Source organism: Chitinophaga sp. MM2321 (assembly GCF_964033635.1).
Classification (GTDB): domain Bacteria; phylum Bacteroidota; class Bacteroidia; order Chitinophagales; family Chitinophagaceae; genus Chitinophaga.
Genome location: NZ_OZ035533.1, coordinates 1815447 through 1834425, shown reverse-complemented (window position 1 = coordinate 1834425; position 18979 = coordinate 1815447). Strand labels below are relative to the sequence as shown.

16 protein-coding genes are annotated in these 18979 nt (G+C 46.3%); 9 read left to right on the top strand and 7 right to left on the bottom strand.

Annotated features, from left to right (window positions below; genetic code table 11):
- Nucleotides 1–77: 77 nt before the first annotated feature.
- Entirely contained in the window at nt 78–707 is a 630-nt protein-coding gene (locus tag ABQ275_RS07130) for a Crp/Fnr family transcriptional regulator (RefSeq protein ID WP_349317589.1), read from the bottom strand.
- Between the two features lie 138 nt (nt 708–845).
- Here ABQ275_RS07130 and ABQ275_RS07125 point away from each other — a divergent pair, with 138 nt between their 5' ends.
- From ABQ275_RS07125 to ABQ275_RS07110, 4 genes are all read left to right on the top strand, one after another.
- On the top strand, nt 846–1250 hold the full coding sequence (locus ABQ275_RS07125; RefSeq protein ID WP_349317588.1) for a hypothetical protein: 405 nt from the start codon (nt 846–848) through the stop codon (nt 1248–1250).
- A gap of 134 nt (nt 1251–1384) precedes the next feature.
- Nucleotides 1385–2764 (top strand): TolC family protein, encoded by a 1380-nt coding sequence (locus ABQ275_RS07120; protein ID WP_349317587.1) that lies wholly within the window; start codon nt 1385–1387, stop codon nt 2762–2764.
- An 18-nt stretch (nt 2765–2782) separates the two neighbouring features.
- A complete protein-coding gene (locus ABQ275_RS07115; RefSeq protein ID WP_349317586.1) occupies nt 2783–5968 on the top strand; it encodes an efflux RND transporter permease subunit in 3186 nt (1061 codons plus the stop codon).
- Between the two features lie 9 nt (nt 5969–5977).
- Nucleotides 5978–7057, top strand: coding sequence for an efflux RND transporter periplasmic adaptor subunit (locus ABQ275_RS07110; RefSeq protein ID WP_349317585.1), 1080 nt, complete (start codon nt 5978–5980; stop codon nt 7055–7057).
- Between the two features lie 131 nt (nt 7058–7188).
- On the opposite strand, the gene ABQ275_RS07105 is transcribed toward ABQ275_RS07110, so the two are convergent.
- A complete protein-coding gene (locus ABQ275_RS07105; protein WP_349317584.1) occupies nt 7189–9633 on the bottom strand; it encodes a glycoside hydrolase family 95 protein in 2445 nt (814 codons plus the stop codon).
- Nucleotides 9634–9762: 129 nt separating this feature from the next.
- Nucleotides 9763–10365: a 2OG-Fe(II) oxygenase gene (locus tag ABQ275_RS07100; protein WP_349317583.1), complete on the bottom strand. Its 603-nt coding sequence runs from the start codon at nt 10363–10365 to the stop codon at nt 9763–9765.
- Between the two features lie 311 nt (nt 10366–10676).
- Between ABQ275_RS07100 and ABQ275_RS07095 the strand changes: the two genes are divergently transcribed.
- On the top strand, nt 10677–11315 hold the full coding sequence (locus tag ABQ275_RS07095) for a peroxiredoxin (RefSeq protein ID WP_349317582.1): 639 nt from the start codon (nt 10677–10679) through the stop codon (nt 11313–11315).
- Nucleotides 11316–11384: 69 nt separating this feature from the next.
- Here the strand turns inward: ABQ275_RS07095 and ABQ275_RS07090 are convergent, their stop codons facing one another.
- The 4 genes from ABQ275_RS07090 to ABQ275_RS07075 all read right to left on the bottom strand — a co-directional run bounded on the left by ABQ275_RS07090 (nt 11385) and on the right by ABQ275_RS07075 (nt 14183).
- Nucleotides 11385–12158 (bottom strand): DUF1080 domain-containing protein, encoded by a 774-nt coding sequence (locus ABQ275_RS07090; protein WP_349317581.1) that lies wholly within the window; start codon nt 12156–12158, stop codon nt 11385–11387.
- Between the two features lie 140 nt (nt 12159–12298).
- Complete coding sequence (locus ABQ275_RS07085; protein WP_349317580.1) at nt 12299–12931, bottom strand: hemolysin III family protein; 633 nt, start codon at nt 12929–12931, stop codon at nt 12299–12301.
- A gap of 93 nt (nt 12932–13024) precedes the next feature.
- Entirely contained in the window at nt 13025–13408 is a 384-nt protein-coding gene (locus ABQ275_RS07080) for a DUF3037 domain-containing protein (RefSeq protein WP_349317579.1), read from the bottom strand.
- A complete protein-coding gene (locus tag ABQ275_RS07075; RefSeq protein WP_349317578.1) occupies nt 13386–14183 on the bottom strand; it encodes a HipA family kinase in 798 nt (265 codons plus the stop codon). The genes ABQ275_RS07080 and ABQ275_RS07075 overlap by 23 nt, the downstream gene beginning before the upstream one ends.
- 308 nt (nt 14184–14491) lie before the next feature.
- On the opposite strand from ABQ275_RS07075, the gene ABQ275_RS07070 reads away from it, so the two are divergent.
- From ABQ275_RS07070 to ABQ275_RS07055, 4 genes are all read left to right on the top strand, one after another.
- On the top strand, nt 14492–15115 hold the full coding sequence (locus tag ABQ275_RS07070; RefSeq protein WP_349317577.1) for a response regulator transcription factor: 624 nt from the start codon (nt 14492–14494) through the stop codon (nt 15113–15115).
- 286 nt (nt 15116–15401) lie between these two features.
- Nucleotides 15402–15563 (top strand): hypothetical protein, encoded by a 162-nt coding sequence (locus ABQ275_RS07065; RefSeq protein ID WP_349317576.1) that lies wholly within the window; start codon nt 15402–15404, stop codon nt 15561–15563.
- An 86-nt stretch (nt 15564–15649) separates the two neighbouring features.
- A complete protein-coding gene (locus tag ABQ275_RS07060; protein ID WP_349317575.1) occupies nt 15650–17665 on the top strand; it encodes a prenyltransferase/squalene oxidase repeat-containing protein in 2016 nt (671 codons plus the stop codon).
- A 35-nt stretch (nt 17666–17700) separates the two neighbouring features.
- Nucleotides 17701–18969, top strand: a complete 1269-nt coding sequence (locus tag ABQ275_RS07055; protein WP_349317574.1) for a hypothetical protein — start codon at nt 17701–17703, stop codon at nt 18967–18969.
- Nucleotides 18970–18979 lie beyond the last annotated feature (10 nt).

The following is an 18979-nucleotide window of genomic DNA, read 5'->3' as shown; positions in this document are numbered from 1 at the left end:
TAATATTTATACAATGCAAAGATCCGGTTAAACCCAGGCATATAAGGTGACTAATGTCACATAAGAAAAATCTTACGTTATAATAATTCAATATAGTTTCTGAACAACTTCACTTTATCCTGTTGTTCGAGTTTCTTTAACAATCTTGAAATAACTTCACGCGAAGAATTCAGGTCAGTCGCAATTTCGCTGTGTGTAATATACAGCTGTGTTGTTTTTAATTTTTCGCGTTGGTTTTCCAGGTAAGATACCAGCCGTTGATCCATGGCCCTGAATACAACCTGGTCAAGGAGATTCAGCAATTCTTCAAAGCGGCTGCGGTATGTTTCCACTACAAAGTTGTACCAGCTTTTATAGTCCTGCATCATGGTGCCCATTAATGCTACGGGAATCATCAGAACAAGGCTGTCCTCCAGTGCTTTTGCCATTACCTCACTGGTTTCCTGTTTTTGCGCACAGATCATTGATAAAGCGCATGCAGTGCCCGGTTCGAGGTAATACATAAAAACTTCACCTCCTTCTTCCCCTTCCCGGTAAAGTTTCAGTCGCCCTTCTACCACCAGCATGGTAGCACGCATCTGCTGCCCTGTCTGGATGAGCTTTTCACCCGCAGGCACTGATTTTAGTGTACAGTTATCGGCGATTATTTCTTTTAATGCCGGTTCAAATTGCGGAAAATACTGATCCAGGTACGCGCTTATGCTCACAAATGATTTATTTATGTAGTGATTTATTTTTTTGAGATGTTATGATTTTGTTAACTGTATACAAATATACGACTTCATGATGGGGGAGGAACATCGCCTATTCCGGCCTGTTTCAATAAATTTTCTTACATTTGCAGGATGTACCGTAGTAACATACACGCAGAAAAAAAGCATACCGCATTTATAGTGCTGGCTATGCTGCTGTTGGTATTTAGTTCCTGCCCGGTTAAAAATACGGTGAAGTCATATTTTGCCACACCAGGCAATGGCATGCAACACGGCGCAACGGCAAAAGCCGGCAAACAGTTGCTGGCGCCAACCCTGGCTTCCTGTATGCAGCTGGATCTGATGAATGATGCAGCGGTTTCCCTGCACGCCGTTATTAGTGACACGGCTTCATCGCCCTTATTTTTACTGGCAGTTATCTGTGGGTTTGCTGCTTTATTGCTTGGCTTTAAGCATGCATTGACCCGGTACCACAGCCATTCCTCTTCTTTTACCCCCATCCCGCTGTTCCTGCGTCACAGGCAGTTATTACTCTGAGTTTTTACTTTCTTATCCGGCATGTTAGTACATGCTGCTGCTTTAATGATGTCCATTAAAGCCTCTCCCGTTTTATTTCTTCCTGACAATCTGCTTTAAAGCCAGCAACACTGGCCTGGCGGCAACCTGTTTATATGACAAACTACAAAACCATTATAATGGTGCTGGCATGTATTACCATGTCATTCCATGCTGCCCATGCACAACAGCCACCGCTGTCGCTCAGCGATGCATGGACGCTGGCGGCAGCCAACTATCCGGGGATCAATCATAAAAAGGCTGGTATCAAAGCAGCCACCTACGAACAAAAGATAACACGCAGCAGCATGTTGCCGCAGGCGAAGATGCAGTTACAAAACACTTATGGCACCTTCAATGGTAGTAGCGGCGCGTTCTTTCCACAACCCGGCTTTTTCAATGTAAGCGGCAACACGGATGCATTAAGCGGGGCTCATGTAGCTGCCAACACTTTTGGTTCGGTGATGGCCGACTGGAACCTTTACAGCTTTGGCCGGCAGCGCAAAAACAATGAAGCCGCCGCCTTACAGGTAGCCCATGCCCACAGTGACATGGATGCCTACCTGCTGGAATTGAAAAGCAACGTAGCAGCACGCTATTTCAATATGTTGTACACCCATGCGAAACTATCCTGGGCTACAAAAAATTCAGTGCGGGTAAAAGAGATCCTTGACCTGTCCGTAAATCTCGCTGATGCAGGCTTAAAGCCTGGCGCCGATACATTGCTCGCCGCTTCTTCCTATGCACAGATACTATCGGATGAAGACCACTGGACCGGAAAAGAAACCGCCAGCCGTTATCAGCTCACGGAGTACATCGCTGACAGTATTGCGGGCAACACGCTGCATAACAGCGCCTACCTGACACCGGCCGGTGATATACCAGCAGCGGCTGATAGTATCCGGCAGCATCCTTACCTCGAAGTGATTGATACAGACATCCGGTATCACCAGGTGCACAGCGAGGCATTGGGGCGCGCTGCCTACCCTTCTCTCTCGCTTTTGGGAGGTGTGGCAGAAAGAGGTACCGGCATCGGTAAAAACGGCGTCGTATCCAATAACTGGCAGGATGGTTTTAAAAACGGCGCCGGGAATTATTTAGTAGGAGTTGGTATTACCTGGAACCTGACTGGCATCTACAGCACTAACCTGCAAAAGAAAGTAGCCCTGCAACAGGCCGATGCGGCAAAATCGCAATATGACCAACAGGCATTGCAGTTGAATACGGGACTCCACGCTACCATGGCCAGGATAACCGAGCAAATGCAACAGGTACGCAAAACACAGACAGGTGTACAAAAAGCAACCGAAGGATATGAGTTGTATCTCGCCCGCTATCAAAGTGGACTGATCAATCTATCTGAATTGTTACAGATCCAGTTGTTACTGCAACAGGCGGAGAACACGCATATAGAAGCCTGCCGGGAATTCTGGGAGCTGATGATCACCAACGCAACATTAACAGGTGATTTTTCTTATCTGTCCCGGAGATTTTAATTTTTAAAAGTACTACGCATGAATTTAATAAGATCAGCATTAAGAAAGCCCATCGTAGTGATGGTGGCAGTGATGGCCATCATCTACTTTTCTGTATCGGCTATCCGCAAGATCAACGTTGATATTTTCCCGAAAATAGAACTGCCGGCTATCTACATTGCTATGCCTTACGGCGGACTCACACCCGCTTACATGGATGGTTTCATGGCCGATGGTTTTCAGAAAGTACTCATTTTTGTCAGTGGGGTAAAAAGTATTGACTTCAAAAGTGTACAGGGTTTTACGTTGATGAAACTCACGTTTTATCCCGGCACCGATATGGCGCAAGCGGCGGCAGAAGTATCCACGCAGGTATCGCGGGCAATGGGCTTTTTACCTCCCGGCGCTGTACCACCACAAGTGGTACGCTTTGATGGCAGCTCATTGCCGGTAGGACAACTCGTTTTTGAAAGCCCGCAACGCTCCATCGGTGAATTGCAAAACCTGGTGCTTACCCGCATCCGGCCTATGTTTGTGAACATCCCCGGTATTACGGCGCCTGCTCCTTTTGGTGGCAACACCCGCACCATGGTGGTAAAGATCAATCCGCAGCTGATGCAGTCGTATGGTATGAGCCCCGAAGAGATCACTGCTGCCATTGCAAAAAACAATCTTCCCACACCGGCAGGGAATATCCGTATCGGCGATCAGAACCTGATGGCGCCGGTCAATTCCATTGCCAGCGGCCCGGAAGAGTTTTTAAATATTCCGGTGAGAAGTAAAGATGGCGCCACCGTTTTTGTAAAAGATGTAGCCACTGTAGAAGATGGTACAGACCAGACGGTAGGCTATGCACTGATCAATGGAAAGCGTTCCGTTTACCTGCCGGTCATCAAAAAAGCAGATGCCTCCACACTGAAAGCAGTGGCCAACCTGAAAGCCTCCATACCCATGTTGGAAAATGTGTTGCCGGAAGATGTAGCGGTAAAGTATGTGTTTGATCAGTCAGGCTACATCAAAAACTCGTTGAGTAACCTCGTGCATGAAGGCTTGCTCGGCGCCCTGCTCACAGGGTTGGTCGTATTCCTGTTTCTCGGTGATGCAAGAGGTTCGCTCATTGTAATGATGACGATCCCTATTGCCATCCTGTCGGCTGTACTGATGCTATACGCCTTCGGACAAACCATCAATATCATGACACTGAGCGGGCTGGCGCTGTCAATCGGCATCCTGGTGGACGAGGCCACGGTGACGATAGAAAACATACATCAGCACATGGACATGCGCAAGGAGAAACCACGCGCTATTGTAGACGCGCTGCTGGAAATATCTGTTCCCAAGTTGCTCATATTATTATGTATCCTGGCCGTATTGATCCCATCTTTCATGATGACGGGCATACCAAAAGATATGTTCATGCCGCTGTCGCTGGCAGTGGCTTTCGCCATGATAGCTTCCTTTATAGCATCGCAGACCTTTGTGCCTGTTGTGGCCAACTGGCTGATGAAAGCAAAGCATGCGCCGATACAAAAGATCCGGAAAAAGCGTTCCCGCTTTGAACGGTTCCGGGTGCGTTATGCCTTCTTAACCGGCAGACTAACGGGAAAGACTACACTGATCACGATCTTATATGCCATCATCAGCATTGGACTCATCACGGGTTCTTCGTTGCTGATCGGTACGGATATTATGCCAGCCTCCAACGGAGGTGATTTACAGTTACGCATCCAGGCGCCGGAAGGAACCCGTCTGGAAAAAACGGAAGGTTATCTTAAAAAGGTAACACAGCTGATCCACGGAATCCTGCCTGCTGATGCAGTGAAGATCACATCAGCTTATGTAGGTACCCAACCTTCCGCCACCGCGATCAACCCCATCTTCCTGTTTACCAGTACTTCAGGAGAGGCTGTATTACAGGTATCTATCGACAAAAAAATATTTAAAGGATCAGGAGAAGAATTAAAAGAAAAGATCAGGGATACCATCAGGCAACAATACCCTGAGCTGAAAATAAATTTCGAGCCGGTGGAACTGGTAGAAAAAATCATGAGCCAGGGAGCGATGACACCTGTAGAAATAAAGGTAGCAGGCAATCCGCTGAAAGTTGCTGCCAGTCATGCCCGCAAGATAGAAGCCGAACTGGCAAAAGTGTCTTTCCTGCGGGACGTGCGCATAGCCGAACCGCTTGAATACCCATCACTACAGATCAACCTGAACCGGGAACTGGCTGCACAATTCGGACTAACGATGGACGATATTACCCGCACGTTGGTCACTGCCACTTCTTCTACCCGATACACCAATAAAAATCTTTGGGTAGACCCGAAATCAGGGCTTGTATTCCAGGTACAGGTACAGATACCCGAAGCCGATATGCAGTCTGTTGACCAGCTACGTTCCCTGTCCCTGAAAAAAGGACAGATGCGTCCTGTGCTGGAAGATGTGGCTACTGTGGCTATCGTAAAACAACCCGCACAAATCAACCGGCAGGGGCCTAACCGCTATGTCACCATTATTGCCAACACGCACAAAAAGGACCTGGGTGCCGCCGCTAAAGCAGTAGACCAGGCGATTAAAAATGCAGGCGATGCTCCCCGTGGCGTCATCGTTACCAGGCAAGGTTCTTTAGAACTACTCAGCGAAACGCTGACCAGCCTGCAAAGTGGCTTACTGGTAGCCGTTGTGGTCATCTTCCTGATGCTGGCGGCTTATTATCAGTCGTTCAAAATATCAGGGCTGATCCTTTCGGTAATTCCTGCGGTAGTAGGTGGCAGCCTCTTATCGTTACTGCTATTTGGTAGTACGCTCAACCTGCAATCGTACATGGGTATGATCATGTCCATCGGGGTATCAGCATCCAATGCCGTATTGCTGGTCAATCAGGCGGAGCAATACCGCCGCAACAACCACCTGATGGCAAAGCAGGCGGCACAACTGGCAGCGGCTTCGCGGCTTCGTCCGATTATTATGACCACAGCGGCCATGATAGCAGGTATGATACCAATGGCCCTTGGCATGGGTGAAGGTGGTGAACAGGTAGCTCCATTAGGACAGGCAGTTATAGGCGGCCTACTGTTATCTACTATAACCGTATTGCTGGTGCTCCCCAACTTCTTCGCGGCTGTAAGGGCGAAAGCCAGCAGGGTAAGTCCGTCCCTCGATCCGGACGATCCACAAAGCAGGTACGCCATACCTGTTCATTCATTACATACAAACACGCTTTAATATTTTACTATGCACTTCAAATCATCCGTTATCATATTTGCAACGTTCCTGGTTACAGGTAGTGTATTGCTTACAGCCTGTTCATCCAGCGGGCAACAGGCGGACAAGTCCGCCGAGAAAAAAGAAGTACCTGCCGTGAAAGCAGCGACAGTACTGGAAGACCGCCCCGTTTATACGTTGACGTTACCCGGCGAACTAAAACCTTATGAACAGGTAAACCTGTATGCCAAAGTAAAAAGCTTTGTGCGGAAATTATATGTAGACAGAGGCAGTGTTGTAAAGAAAGGGCAACTGCTGGCCGTATTGGACGCCCTGGAAATAAACCAGCAATATCTCTCCAACAAATCCGGCGAAGAGAAATTGTATGCGGATTATATGTTCAGTAAACAGTCATACGAACGCCTCCTGCAAGCGGCGGCAAAAAACGGGGCCGTAGCAGCCATCGAACTGGAAAGGGCGAAGAGCAGGCTGCAAAGTGACAGTGCCGCCTACGTAGCAGCCATTGCCAATACCGGCGCAGCTGCGCAGTTAAATGACTACCTGCGTATTGTGGCACCCTTTGATGGCGTGATTACCAGCCGTCATATTTCACAAGGAGCCCTCGTAGGCGATGGTGGCGCACTCCCCTTATTTTCGCTCGCGCAGAACAAGCGGCTGCGCCTGACCGTATTGGTGCCCGAAAAACATGCGCGCTCATTGGGAACTGATACGAAAGTATCTTTTACCGTAAGCGATCGCCCCGGACAACTATACCATGCCAGCCTCTCCAGGAATGCAGGGCTGCTGGATGAAAACGACCGTTCCATCACCGTAGAATTTGATGTAGACAACAGTACCAATCAACTAAGCGGCGGTGCCTACGCACAGGTAAAACTCCTGCTGCAACGCCCGGACAGCACCTTGTGGGTACCGTTAAAAAGCGTCGTGCATGCACAGTCAGGTGTTTTTGTACTGAAGATCAACAACTATCAAACCCTTAGCCGTATTAACGTGATCGAGGGAACGAAAAAAGATTCCCTCCAGGAAATCTTTGGCGATATCCAACCCTCAGATAGGGTTGTGGCAGTAGCGAGCGAAGAGAATTTATAATTTACGGATTTATTGATTTACGAATGTAGGGATTTGAAATGCAGCGGAGATAATAGCATATGCTTAAATCTCTACTGCATTTCAAATCCCTACATTCGTAAATCAATAAATCCGTAAATTCCTGTTCTCCTTTAGTCCCTATACAATGTATATGTTTTTCCCGCGGTGGTAGGCAGGTCGTATAGGAAAGTTTCCTGTACGGGTATGGTGTTCAGGGTTGCTTTATCAGAGATTAGTGGTGTAGCTGTAGCTGCTGTGTGGAAGAAAACATTATCATTATCTCCTTTGGCTGGCTTTAATGCAGATGCCTGTAACTTATTGGCTACACGGATCCGGCAGTTGCCACCCAGGGTTGATTTAATGATGAGCTTTACTACTTTGCCGTTGCTCCATACGAGGTCGGTTATTTCAAAGCCGCCTTTCGCGCGTAAGCCGCTGATGCTGCCCTTTTTCCAGCTGTCTGGCAGTGCGGGTAACAACTGGATAGCGCCATCGTGGCTCTGCATCAGCATTTCAGTGATGCCCGATGTGCAGCCGAAGTTTCCGTCTATCTGGAAGGGTGCATGTGCATCAAACAGGTTATCGTAGGTACCGCCGCCACCACCATTGGTGCCTACAGGACTCAACTGGCTGGTGATCAGTTTTAAGGCGCGGTTACCATTCTGTAAACGTGCCCACCAGTTTACTTTCCAGCCCATGCTCCAGCCGGTGGAAACATCACCGCGCTGCAATAATGTTGTATTGGCTGCGCTGTATAGTGCAGGGGTGCGATAAGGAGAGATCTGTGAAGAAGGAAACAAACCATACAGGTGAGAGATGTGGCGGTGATGATCCTCCGGATCGTCCAGGTCCTGCATCCATTCCTGTAACTGGCCATATTGCCCTACCTGCATCGGGGGCAGGCGCTTGCGAACAGCTTTCAGTGTATCCGTAAACGTTATATCAGTTTTTAAAACTTCAGCGGCATCAATTGCTGCGCTCAGCATGTCAAACACGATCTGGTTATCCATAGTGCAACCGGCGTCAAAAGATACGCCTGGTCTTATTTTGGGCGCATTTTCCGGAGATGTACCGGGATTGATGACCAGCCATTTATGGGTGGGTTCTTCCACGAGATCATCAACGAAGAACATAGCGGCGCCTTTCAGTACCGGGTAGATCTCAGCCAGGTATTTTTTATCGCCATTGTAAAGATATTTTTCCCAGAGATGTTGACTTAGCCACGCTCCTCCCATGCTCCACACGCCCCAGAAGATATCATCAACCGGGCCTGTAATCCGCCACAGATCTGTATTATGATGCGTCATCCACCCTCTTGCGCCATACATGGTTGCCGCTGTTTCACGGCCGCTTTCTGACAGCTCTTTTACCATCTGTATTAATGGCTCATGCATTTCCGGCAGGTTATCTTTTTCTGCCGGCCAGTAATTCATTTCTGTGTTGATATTGATGGTGTACTTACTATCCCATGGAGGAGTCATCTCTTCATTCCAGATACCTTGCAGGTTGGCGGGCTGTCCGCCGGGTTGCGATGCGGAGATCAGCAGGTAGCGGCCAAACTGGAAATACAGTGCCACAAACTGCGGATCATTTGTTTTGGAGAACTGCGCCAGCCGTATGTCTGTAGGTTCAGCTGCTGCCGGTGATGTGCCCAGATCTATTTTTACCCGGTTAAAATACCGCTGATAAGCTGCAACATGTTGTTGCAATACCTTGGCATATGGTTCTTTGAGCGCCTTTGCCAGATAGGCTTCGGAACGTTTTACCGCATCTGCACTGATATCATGATAGTTGATATAATTGGTAGCAATGGAAATATAGATGGTAGCACTGCTGGCATTGCGTACCTGGATCGCATCACCTTCGGTAGTCATGGTTCCTCCGGCAATGCTGACGTTGGCAATACCATTATAATTGACTTTCCCTTCCACGCCTTCGTGACTATCTGTTGTTCCGTTGATCAGCAGGGCATGTTGTCTGGCGCTGATGTGGGCCTTCGTTTGCGGAGTGGATAAGGATGCCTTGAAGGTAAGGCTTCCCGGCTTGCTGCTGCTAAGTCTTACTACTATTACCTGTGCAGGCACTGAGGCAAATACTTCACGCGTGTACTTCACGCCGTTAACAGTATAAGTGGTGGTGGCAATGGCTTTTTCAATATCCAGCTCCCTGTAATAGTCTTTATAATTCTCGTGGCCGGGGAATGCAATATCGAGGTTACCAACAGGCTGGTACATTTGTCCGAAGGCCTTCTTCGACTGCATTTTTATAGCGGCCAATTCCTGTGCTTCTTTCTGTTTTCCTGCAAAAATAAGCCGCCTGATTTCGGGCAGTGCTGCCAGCGATTCGGGGTTATCATTGCGGTTGGGGCTACCTGTCCATACAGTGGTTTCATTCAGCTGGATGCGCTCCTGCGCAGGATTGCCAAACACCATGGCTCCCAGCCGCCCGTTGCCAAGCGGCAATGCGGCTGTCCAGGTTTTGCCTGCCGGCTGCCGGTACCACAATTTCAATGGTTGTTGCGCCGCAGCATTTGCTGTCAGAAAAACACTAAAAAGAAGGACTGTTATCTTTTGCATCAAGGGTTATTTTAACGGCTGTTTTTATCTTAACAAAAATAAAAAACAAGATAATATTTTTTATTGCAGGATGCAAACGCTGACGCATAAACGCGGCAGGCCGTTAAAAACAAGGATGCACAGGAAAGATCAAAAAAGGTTATCTCTCTTCAACCACCCGGTGATACTCATTCTTGGCTTATTGGTAAGTAACACTTCGTGTTCCAGTTCACTGCTTTTAAAAAATACACTTTTACCATTAACCGGAGCGATATGCTGAAAGCTGTTGTTTTGATGAATACATAATTCTCCACCGTCATTTTCCTGCCAGTCAACATTCAGGTAGATGATCATCGAATATTGTCTGCTGTCATTGTTACGGAACTGATCTATATGTTTTTTGTAGAAGCTACCCTTTTCATACATGGTATAGTGAAATTCGTAACCTGTAATACCAGTATAGCAGGTATCGTTTAGATGGCTTACAAAGCTATCCATCAGGTCAAAAAAATCATTTTCATGCGGGTTATTGTGTGCACGGTCCAGCCAGTAAATAATGTCGCTTCTGACCAGTTTATTCTGCACGGCCAATTTGTCGTTTCCTGTTCCGGCAGACAGGAGTAGTTTTTCGGTATAAAGGGTGGTCAAATTATCTTTCAGGTGTGAGGAGAGGGATTCACTTAAAAAATTTTCTGCTATGCCTACTTTATTATCAATAAAACTATTGATGAGTGTATTAAAGATCTTTTGCAATAAGGGTGATTGATGGCGGTATTTGGCAAATTGCCCGTATTCCGGTGAAGGTAGTTTTAAATGGTCATAACAGCGGATTTATCTAAGAGGCCAACAGCAGCTATAATGGCTTCTTCGCTACAATCGGTCCCGGAGCGAAGAACCCATTTGATTGCCGAAGAGATAGTATCAAAAGATACCTGAATACAGCCATTAATGAAGTAAATAACACCATTAACGCCGCCATAAATGCGCTACTTTCGGTAATAATTACTCTATTTGTTTTATAGAGTATGAGTAATGTTAATTTATCATCCCTAAAAAAAGATATCATGAGTTTACAATTAGGAGATCAGGCCCCCAACTTCAAAGCACAGACTACCATCGGAGAGATTGATTTTTACGAATTCCTGGGAGACCACTGGGGCCTGTTGCTGTCGCATCCGGGCGACTTTACACCAGTATGCACAACTGAGTTAGGAAGAACGGCACAACTGAACAACGAATTTGCAAAGCGCCATGTAAAAGCAATTGCGATAAGCGTAGATAGCGTGGAAGATCATCATGGATGGATCAAAGATATTAATGAGACCCAGCATACGGAAGTGGACTTCCCACTAATAGCTGATAAAGATAAAAAGGTAGCTGAACTTTATGGTATGATCCATCCGAATGCATCGGCCACGTCAACCGTACGGTCTGTGTTTGTGATTGATCCAAATAAAAAGGTAAGACTAACCCTCACCTACCCCGCTGCCATCGGCAGAAATTTCAACGAGATCGTAAGAGCGATTGATGCTTTGCAGCTATCAGATAATTATAGTATTGCCACACCAGTTGATTGGGTAGTTGGTGGAGATGTGATTATTTCCAATGCTATTAAAACAGCAGATGCTTTGAAGAAATTCCCAAAAGGCGTAAAGGAAGTGAATGCATATATCAGGTACACCCCTCAACCAGACTTAAACTAACCGGTTTAATGTAAAAGACCGTCTCATAGTTATGAGACGGTCTTTTACATTATTCCTTTACTTCGTTCTTTATAATTCTCTTACCCAGATATTCCGGAAGCTCAGTGGCTCACTCTTATCTCCGTGCGCCTGTAGTTTAATCGGGCTCGGACCATGTGCCTGGCGGTATGCCGCTTCACCAATATATTGAGTGGGGCCTTTCAGCTCTGTATCATTCTGTACTACTACACCATTGAAAATTACAGTTACATGGGCTGGTTTAACCAATGCACCGTCTGTTCCGAAAACGGGTGCGTTCCAGATCACATCATACGTTTGCCACTCACCTGGTTTAAATGCAGGATTAGCCAGTGGAACGGACTGTTTGTAGATACTACCCGCCATACCATTGGTGTAAGTCTTGTTGTTATAAGCATCCAGCACCTGCAGCTCGTAACCAGCATCGCCTTTACCCAGTGATGCCAGGAAAACGCCGCTATTACCGCGTCCCTGTCCGGTGCCGGTGATGTTTGCCGGTACACGCCATTCAATATGCAGCTGGTAATTATTGAAAGACTTTTTGGTCTCAATGTTTCCCACCTGTTTGTTGACAGTAAGTATACCTTTTCCAACGTTCCATTTTGCAGGAGTGTTCCTGTCATCCGTCATCACCCACTGATCCAGGTTGGTACCATTAAATAATACGATGGCATCCGATGGTGCTTCACCACATTTTTTGCCTGCTTTTACTTCAGGTGGTACCGGGCTGTATACTTCCGTATCTTCAGGTTTAGCCTTTTCCTGGGCATTTGCAGTATAAAAACCGCCTATTACAAGCGCGGTTAGTAAGAATTTACCTTTCATAATGTGTCTATAGTTAACTGAACTGATTGCTTAATATCATTCGCCGGAGAATCGGCTGCGGCCGCCTGCCGGCAACTGCTATCGCAATAATATACAAATTCCGATATTGTTGCAAGCATTATTTTAAGGAAGGTAAGGCACTACATGGCCAGTAATACGGCAACATAGTGACATACGGCGGCCACCAGCACCAATGCATGCCATACCGCATGGGTATAGCGGTATTTATCCCACACATAAAAGAAAACACCGATGGAATACAAGACGCCACCCGTAGCAATTAAGATCAGCACAGAAAGGGGCAGCACATCGAAGAACCGTCTCCCTCCTACGATCATGATCCATCCCATAACCAGGTAAATACTGGTAGATATGATCTCATACCGGCCGGTAAACCAGGTTTTGAACAAGATGCCTACCAGGGTAAGCCCCCACAGAATGGAGAGCAGTGTAATACCAAAGGCATTATTCATATACACCAGCAGGAAAGGCGTATATGTTCCGGCAATGAGAAAATAGATGCTGATATGGTCAAATATTTCGAAGGTGCGCTTTACAACAGATTCCTGCGAAAAATGATAGACGGTAGAACTTGTAAAAAGTAATAAAAAGCAAAATCCATAAATGCCTGCTCCAATAATGCCCGGCGTGTTACCGTGAGCGGTAGCCATGCCGGTTAGTACAGGTAATCCGGCTGCGCCGAATACCATCCCGATACCATGTACCAATCCATTGACGATCTCCTGTTTGCGGGTATAAACTCGTTCTTTCATCTTCAGAAATTAATATTTGCCGGTTGCTGTATCAAAAGCGAAATTATCAATTTCAGGCGACACCCTAAAATCTGACCGGTGGTTGCCTTCATTTTACAACACCAGTTGTGTATGTATCCTGATAAGCATTTCAGCGGCATTGCCGCATAAGCCGGTATGCACTTTTGATGTTTGCAGAATGGTGCTCCGTGTGGCGGTGAGCCAGCGAAAACGGGAAGCGATATCCAGCCGGGCAATAGGACCGCCGGCTTTATCGCCCAGGCATATTTGCTCAAAGGCATGGAGATATGCTTTCAGTTCCTCCATATCCAGGTAACCGGAAAAAACGCGGAGGCGTTCTTCATCTATCGTAATCATGGCCTGTAAAAACTTCAACTTTTTACAGTAGAGAATGACACCTACATTGAGAAACTCTTCACGCTCTACTCTTGGCACAATACGGATGGCCGCATACTCAAATAAGTGATTGTCTTGCATGTGTTGCTTCTTTTACAAAAATTTCCGAGTGAGCGATTCGTGACGTTAAAAATTGAACATATACCTCTCTTCTTTCTTTGGCCGGCATATCTGTTCCTGCTGCGGCCAGCCAGTTTTCAGGGATTAAATCAATAATTGCACGCACTTTGTCTGTTGTCAGGATAGCACTGAATGCAGTGTCTACAGCTGCGAGTTCACTGGCCTGTGGCAGCAGCACATGATCTTTTACCTGTATAAACGGACGTAGCGCCTGCTCCTCCCAGTTCTGCCAGGAATGATGAAAATACAGCGCGGCGCCATGATCTATCAGCCACAATTCCTGGTGCCACATCAGCATGTTGGTGTTGCGTGCGGTGCGGTCTACATTGGTGAGGAGACAATCCAGCCACACAATCTGTGAAGCGGACAACGGATCAATGGTTACTACCGCCGGATCATATGTGATGGCGCCCGACAGGTAATGAAGTCCCAGGTTAAGTCCTTCGCTGGCGCGTAGCAGGTCCTGTATTTCCTGGTCGCCTTCCATCCTGCCGAAAGATTCGTCCAGGTGGGAAAATACCAGTTCAGGTACCTTCAATCCCAATGCACGGGCTATCTCACCACCAATAAGTTCGGCAATGAGTGCTTTTACGCCTTGTCCTGCACCCCGAAACTTCAGCACATACATGAACCCGTCATCGGCTTCCACAATAGCAGGCAAGGAACCTCCTTCACGCAACGGCGTCACATACCGGATCACATTGACAGTCCTGAGTTGATGTTTAATATCATTCATATAAAGATGTGTTCATCATTGATACATCCAACCGGGAAAGCCGTCTGCAAAGGTTATCCGGAAAAGAATGCAGGAAATATAGATCAATTTATTAAATTCAGGATCAAATATAGCCCGTTTTGGTTCATTGGGCAGATATCCCCAATTTCAGGGATAAAATTTATTAATAATTATCTTTAACTTCCGGGTACCGAAAATTCCATATCACTCGGGCACACCTAGTTAGTCTTTCCCTTTAAAAGATGCAACCATATAGTTGATAATTAACCCGTCACCCTAACAACCGTAGGCAAATTTTAAATTTAACCATGACCAATGTAATTCTTGTCGATGACCCCCCCATTGTTGTAGAAGGTTTTAAAAGCCTCTTCTCAAATCACCCGGACCTCTCACTCACTGCCCATTTCAACTCGGGAGATGAACTACTGGACGCTCTGCCGGAAACAGCAACAGATATCATCCTGCTGAAGATCAATTTACCGGATAGCAGCGGCATACACCTCTGTAAAGAAATTAATCAGCGGTTCAAACATATCAGGATCATAGCACTGAGTATTTATAATGACCGGCCTGTAATTATGGCCATGTTACAAAACGGAGTCAGCGGTTATGTCGTCAAGCATGCATCCCCGGAAGAGATCATCGCTTCCATTTATTCTGTACTGGAAGGCAAACTGTATTTATGTAGCAGATCACAACATGCGTTGAGCACTATCGGCCAGCATGATCTGGATAAAATACCACAGATAACCCGGCGAGAAAAGGAAGTACTGGACCTGGCAGGGAAAGGATTCACCTCACAGGAAATAGCAGTACAACTGAGTATCAGCCCTTATACGGTGGAAAGTCATCGTAAAAATCTGATGGAAAAATTTTCTGTCAATAATATTACCGCTGTTATAAAACTTGCGAGCGAATACACTTTGCTCTGAAACAACAACACCTTGAACATCCCTGAAAACAGGGGTTCAAAAAATCACCAATATTGGCGATTGTCCTTTAATCATAATTGAAATAGCTTTATTCGCAGTTACTGATATTGATAAAAGAGCACCAGACCCAAATATGCAAATGGAGCCCCAAGCACCCTAAGCTATAGTAGCATTGTTAATCATAATCAGGCAATAAAAATTGTCATCCGGATGTATGTACACTACCTCCTGACAATGGTATGCACCCTAGTCGATTCTTTTCTAACCATAAAAAACCAAAATTAACATGCAAAAGAATGACACCCAGATTCTGGCGAAAATCGAACACCTGTCAGAAGAAGAAAAACTTTCCCTCTTTAAAGTAGAAGAGCTGGAAACCCGTTTGGAAATGGCTGCTGCGGCACCTATCGCTGAGATTGATGCTAATGGCGTTTGCTGGATTGGCTAAGCAAACGGCAAAGAATCCGGAAAATCCCGCCCAGCGGGATTTTCCTTTCATCATTTAGCTCCGTGAACTAAACCCGTAGGATTATTATGATCAATATAAGTAAAACCCAATTCCCGTCGCACCTGAAAAAGAAGGTGGAGGAATTAAAGCAAAGCTTTCTCGATCACCTCGACAATAACATATCCCTGCCGGGCAATCTCAAATTCCATCTTTTCCCCAACACCTTTTTCGATTCCGAATTTTATCTTTTATACCCTTCCCTTTTCAAAAAAGTATTTGGAGAACGGGATAACCATCTTGTACAACAGCTTTGTATTTCAGGCTTCTTCTATTTCAGGTACCTGCTCTGTTTAGATGCCATGAACGACAAAGATGAATTGCCCGGCAGCCCTCCGGAAAGCACCAGCATTACCTTACTGAAAGCACATGTATACCAGGATGAAGCACTGAAAATACTGGCCCGGATGTTTGGCGACTCACCGGGTTTCTGGCAGCTATGGAGTAAACGGAACAGTGAATTCCTGGGCAGTATCCTGCTGGATGCAGCCTACAACCCGCAGATGAGCTTCGATACCTATAAAAAGTTATGTATCACAAAATGCAGCATCTCCAAAGTAGCCATCGATGCCTACTTTTCAAAACATAGCCGGCAAAAGAAATTATACGACGCATTGCAACGGTCCATCGATAATTTCTCTATTGCCCGATGCATCCAGGACGACCTGGAAGATTTCAAAAAAGATCTGCTCTTCAAAAAAAACAATCTCGGTCACATCCTCCTGCATGAATGGTTCAAAGAACGTGGCAACAAGTTCCAGGACCACTCACCGGAAATGATCGAAAAATATTTCTTTATCTCTGAACTGGCAGAGAAACTAATGCAAATGTCCAGAGACTACTACCAGCAAGCAATTGATGACGTAAAACCTTACCAGTCACAGCTGGGTGATTACCTGAAGATCCTCGGTATCTGCCGTAACAATATGAATTACTATAAGGTAAATACGCATGCCTACCGGATCAATACTTACCTGGGAAAAATAAATTCACCCGAACCACCGGCAAGAACACCCGGTATTGCCAAAGCAATCGGATTGTCTGTTGACTACCTCCGCAACATGCAGAACAAAGACGGTTCCTGGTATGAGATCAGCAATATGCAGGGACTGAGCAATGTTTGGTCTACCGGCTTCATTGCCTCCTTCCTGGAACCAGGGGAAGAGAGCCTGGACAAGGCGGCTGATTTCCTTGTACAGCACCGGCAGGCCGGCTTGTGGGGCTATAATACCGACTGGACTCCCGACTATGATTCCACCACGGCGGCACTCCTCACCCTTAATAAAACCAGTACTAACGTACACGGATATATTAATAGTTGGCTGAAGGGACAATCTGCCAAAGGCGGATTCAGTACCTATTCCAGCAACAATCCTGCATTATCGGGCTTCATGGGGTTGAAGCCCTCCCAGCTGAAAGGCTGGATCGGCGATCATCAGTGCGTAAGCGCATTGGCATATTACCTGCTGAACCAGTTGCCGGACAAAGCACCTTATCAACGCAAAATAAAACTGCTCCGGAATTACCTGCTGGATCAACGAAATGAACACGGCATCTGGTCGCCTTACTGGTGGACGTCCTACCTCTACCCTACCTGTTTCACCTTGCAAAGCATGCTGCTGGAAGATCAGGGCGTATCGCCGGAAGCAGAAAAAGCCATGGACTATGTGATGCGCAGCATCCGCCCTAACGGCAGCTACGCCTGCGACATGATCACGGGCGAGAGTGTTTTTTATACGTCGCTGGTGCTGGATACCCTGTGTGCATCTCCACAATGGGTAGCACAATACCGGAAAGAAATGATGGGCATGAAAAAATGGATCCTCAGTCATCAATACAGGAATGGCGCTTTCCCTGGTACTGATTTCCTCGTGATCCCCAATCCCGGCACTATTAAATGGAACAATAAGCAACATACATTCCGGCTCAACAAATCCGGCGGCGGCAATACCATCACCGGAGAAATTGCCAGCCTCTTTTCTACTGCCGTAGCCACCCGTGCATTGAAACGCTTCCGGGAATGGGAACCGGCAGCACGCAGCTAATGATTAAAAGAACAGGCGATTGCTATACAAACATTATGACCATAGATAAAAACTATATCCCCGTATTACGCGACAGCTGCTCTTATACGCAGTTCAGCTCCAATATGTACACGCTGTGTATTGACGGGGAAGCCCCTACCAAACTGCAGATCAACAGTATCACCAAAAGCCTGCTCGATCTTGTAAACGGTACCAACAACCTCGAACAGATTGCTATCAACTTTAATAAATCTCAAAATAAAAATTTCTCTGTTGATGATATCGTACACGTTTTTAATAAACAGATCCTGGGATATGGCATTTTTGCTACAGATAATGTAGAAAAGATAAAAGTGAAAGATGAATATCTCCGGCTGCGTTTTACACTTGTTCCTGCTTTTATTGTAAGAAAGATCACTCCCCTGTTTATCCCGCTTTTCCAGCGGCAGGTATTCCTGGTATTATTAACAGCCAGCATACTGCTGCTGGCCGGCAGCTTCCTTACACATGTAAATGTGAGCCAGGTGTATCATCATGCAGGGAAAGAACTATTGCTGTACTTTCTCATCATCAATTATATCAGCCTGTTACTCCATGAATTTGGACACGCCGCCGCTTGTGACACCTATGGCGCCACCAGCGGGGATATTGGCTTCGGGTTCTACCTTGTGGCACCAGTGTTTTTCTCTGACGTAACAGACACCTGGCGGCTGCAAAAAAACCAACGGCTGGTGGTAGATTTCGGTGGTATCTATCTTCAGTTAATCGTATGCAGTGCATTGGCTATCTGCTTTTACATTACCGGCAACCGCCTGTGGCTGGACGTATCTTTCCTGATTGCTGTGACCCTGCTTGTCAACATCAACCCATTCTTACGATACGATGGCTACTGGATACTCAGCGATCTGCTCAGCATCTCCAATTTGAAAGAAAAATCAATGCATACAGTAGGGCGTTTCTTTGGCAGAATGAGCGGCATCAATAAAACCTGGAAGCCCGACAAACGCGCACTATTCCTGTTGACATACGGATTATTGTCCATCGGGATAACCATTGCATTTGTTATCTATATGCTGCTTTTCAATGGCAACTCCATCCTCTATTTCCCCGTGCGCCTGTATGCCTTTGTGAGACAACTTTTACTGGAAACCGGCACTATCACTTTCGATTGGCTGAAAGACAGCCTTTCAGCATTGTTCATTCCTGCGCTTTTCTATATCATCCTGATCAGACAGATCATTGTACAAACAAAAAAAAGATACCGGCGGTATAGTAATGAAAAAATAAAAAAAACAGAACCCTCCCGCTTATCTCTGGAAAACTGAATAATCAAAA

Bases quoted from the DNA above. Each gene is read 5' to 3' on its own strand.
- ABQ275_RS07120 (WP_349317587.1), top strand. From the start codon at position 1,385: ATGACAAACTACAAAACCATTATAATGGTGCTGGCATGTATTACCATG.
- ABQ275_RS07065 (WP_349317576.1), top strand. From the start codon at position 15,402: ATGCAAAAGAATGACACCCAGATTCTGGCGAAAATCGAACACCTGTCA.
- ABQ275_RS07115 (WP_349317586.1), top strand. From the start codon at position 2,783: ATGAATTTAATAAGATCAGCATTAAGAAAGCCCATCGTAGTGATGGTG.
- ABQ275_RS07070 (WP_349317577.1), top strand. From the start codon at position 14,492: ATGACCAATGTAATTCTTGTCGATGACCCCCCCATTGTTGTAGAAGGT.
- ABQ275_RS07105 (WP_349317584.1), bottom strand. From the start codon at position 9,633: ATGCAAAAGATAACAGTCCTTCTTTTTAGTGTTTTTCTGACAGCAAAT.
- ABQ275_RS07060 (WP_349317575.1), top strand. From the start codon at position 15,650: ATGATCAATATAAGTAAAACCCAATTCCCGTCGCACCTGAAAAAGAAG.
- ABQ275_RS07075 (WP_349317578.1), bottom strand. From the start codon at position 14,183: ATGAATGATATTAAACATCAACTCAGGACTGTCAATGTGATCCGGTAT.
- ABQ275_RS07085 (WP_349317580.1), bottom strand. From the start codon at position 12,931: ATGAAAGAACGAGTTTATACCCGCAAACAGGAGATCGTCAATGGATTG.
- ABQ275_RS07090 (WP_349317581.1), bottom strand. From the start codon at position 12,158: ATGAAAGGTAAATTCTTACTAACCGCGCTTGTAATAGGCGGTTTTTAT.
- ABQ275_RS07110 (WP_349317585.1), top strand. From the start codon at position 5,978: ATGCACTTCAAATCATCCGTTATCATATTTGCAACGTTCCTGGTTACA.
- ABQ275_RS07055 (WP_349317574.1), top strand. From the start codon at position 17,701: ATGACCATAGATAAAAACTATATCCCCGTATTACGCGACAGCTGCTCT.
- ABQ275_RS07095 (WP_349317582.1), top strand. From the start codon at position 10,677: ATGAGTTTACAATTAGGAGATCAGGCCCCCAACTTCAAAGCACAGACT.
- ABQ275_RS07125 (WP_349317588.1), top strand. From the start codon at position 846: ATGTACCGTAGTAACATACACGCAGAAAAAAAGCATACCGCATTTATA.
- ABQ275_RS07080 (WP_349317579.1), bottom strand. From the start codon at position 13,408: ATGCAAGACAATCACTTATTTGAGTATGCGGCCATCCGTATTGTGCCA.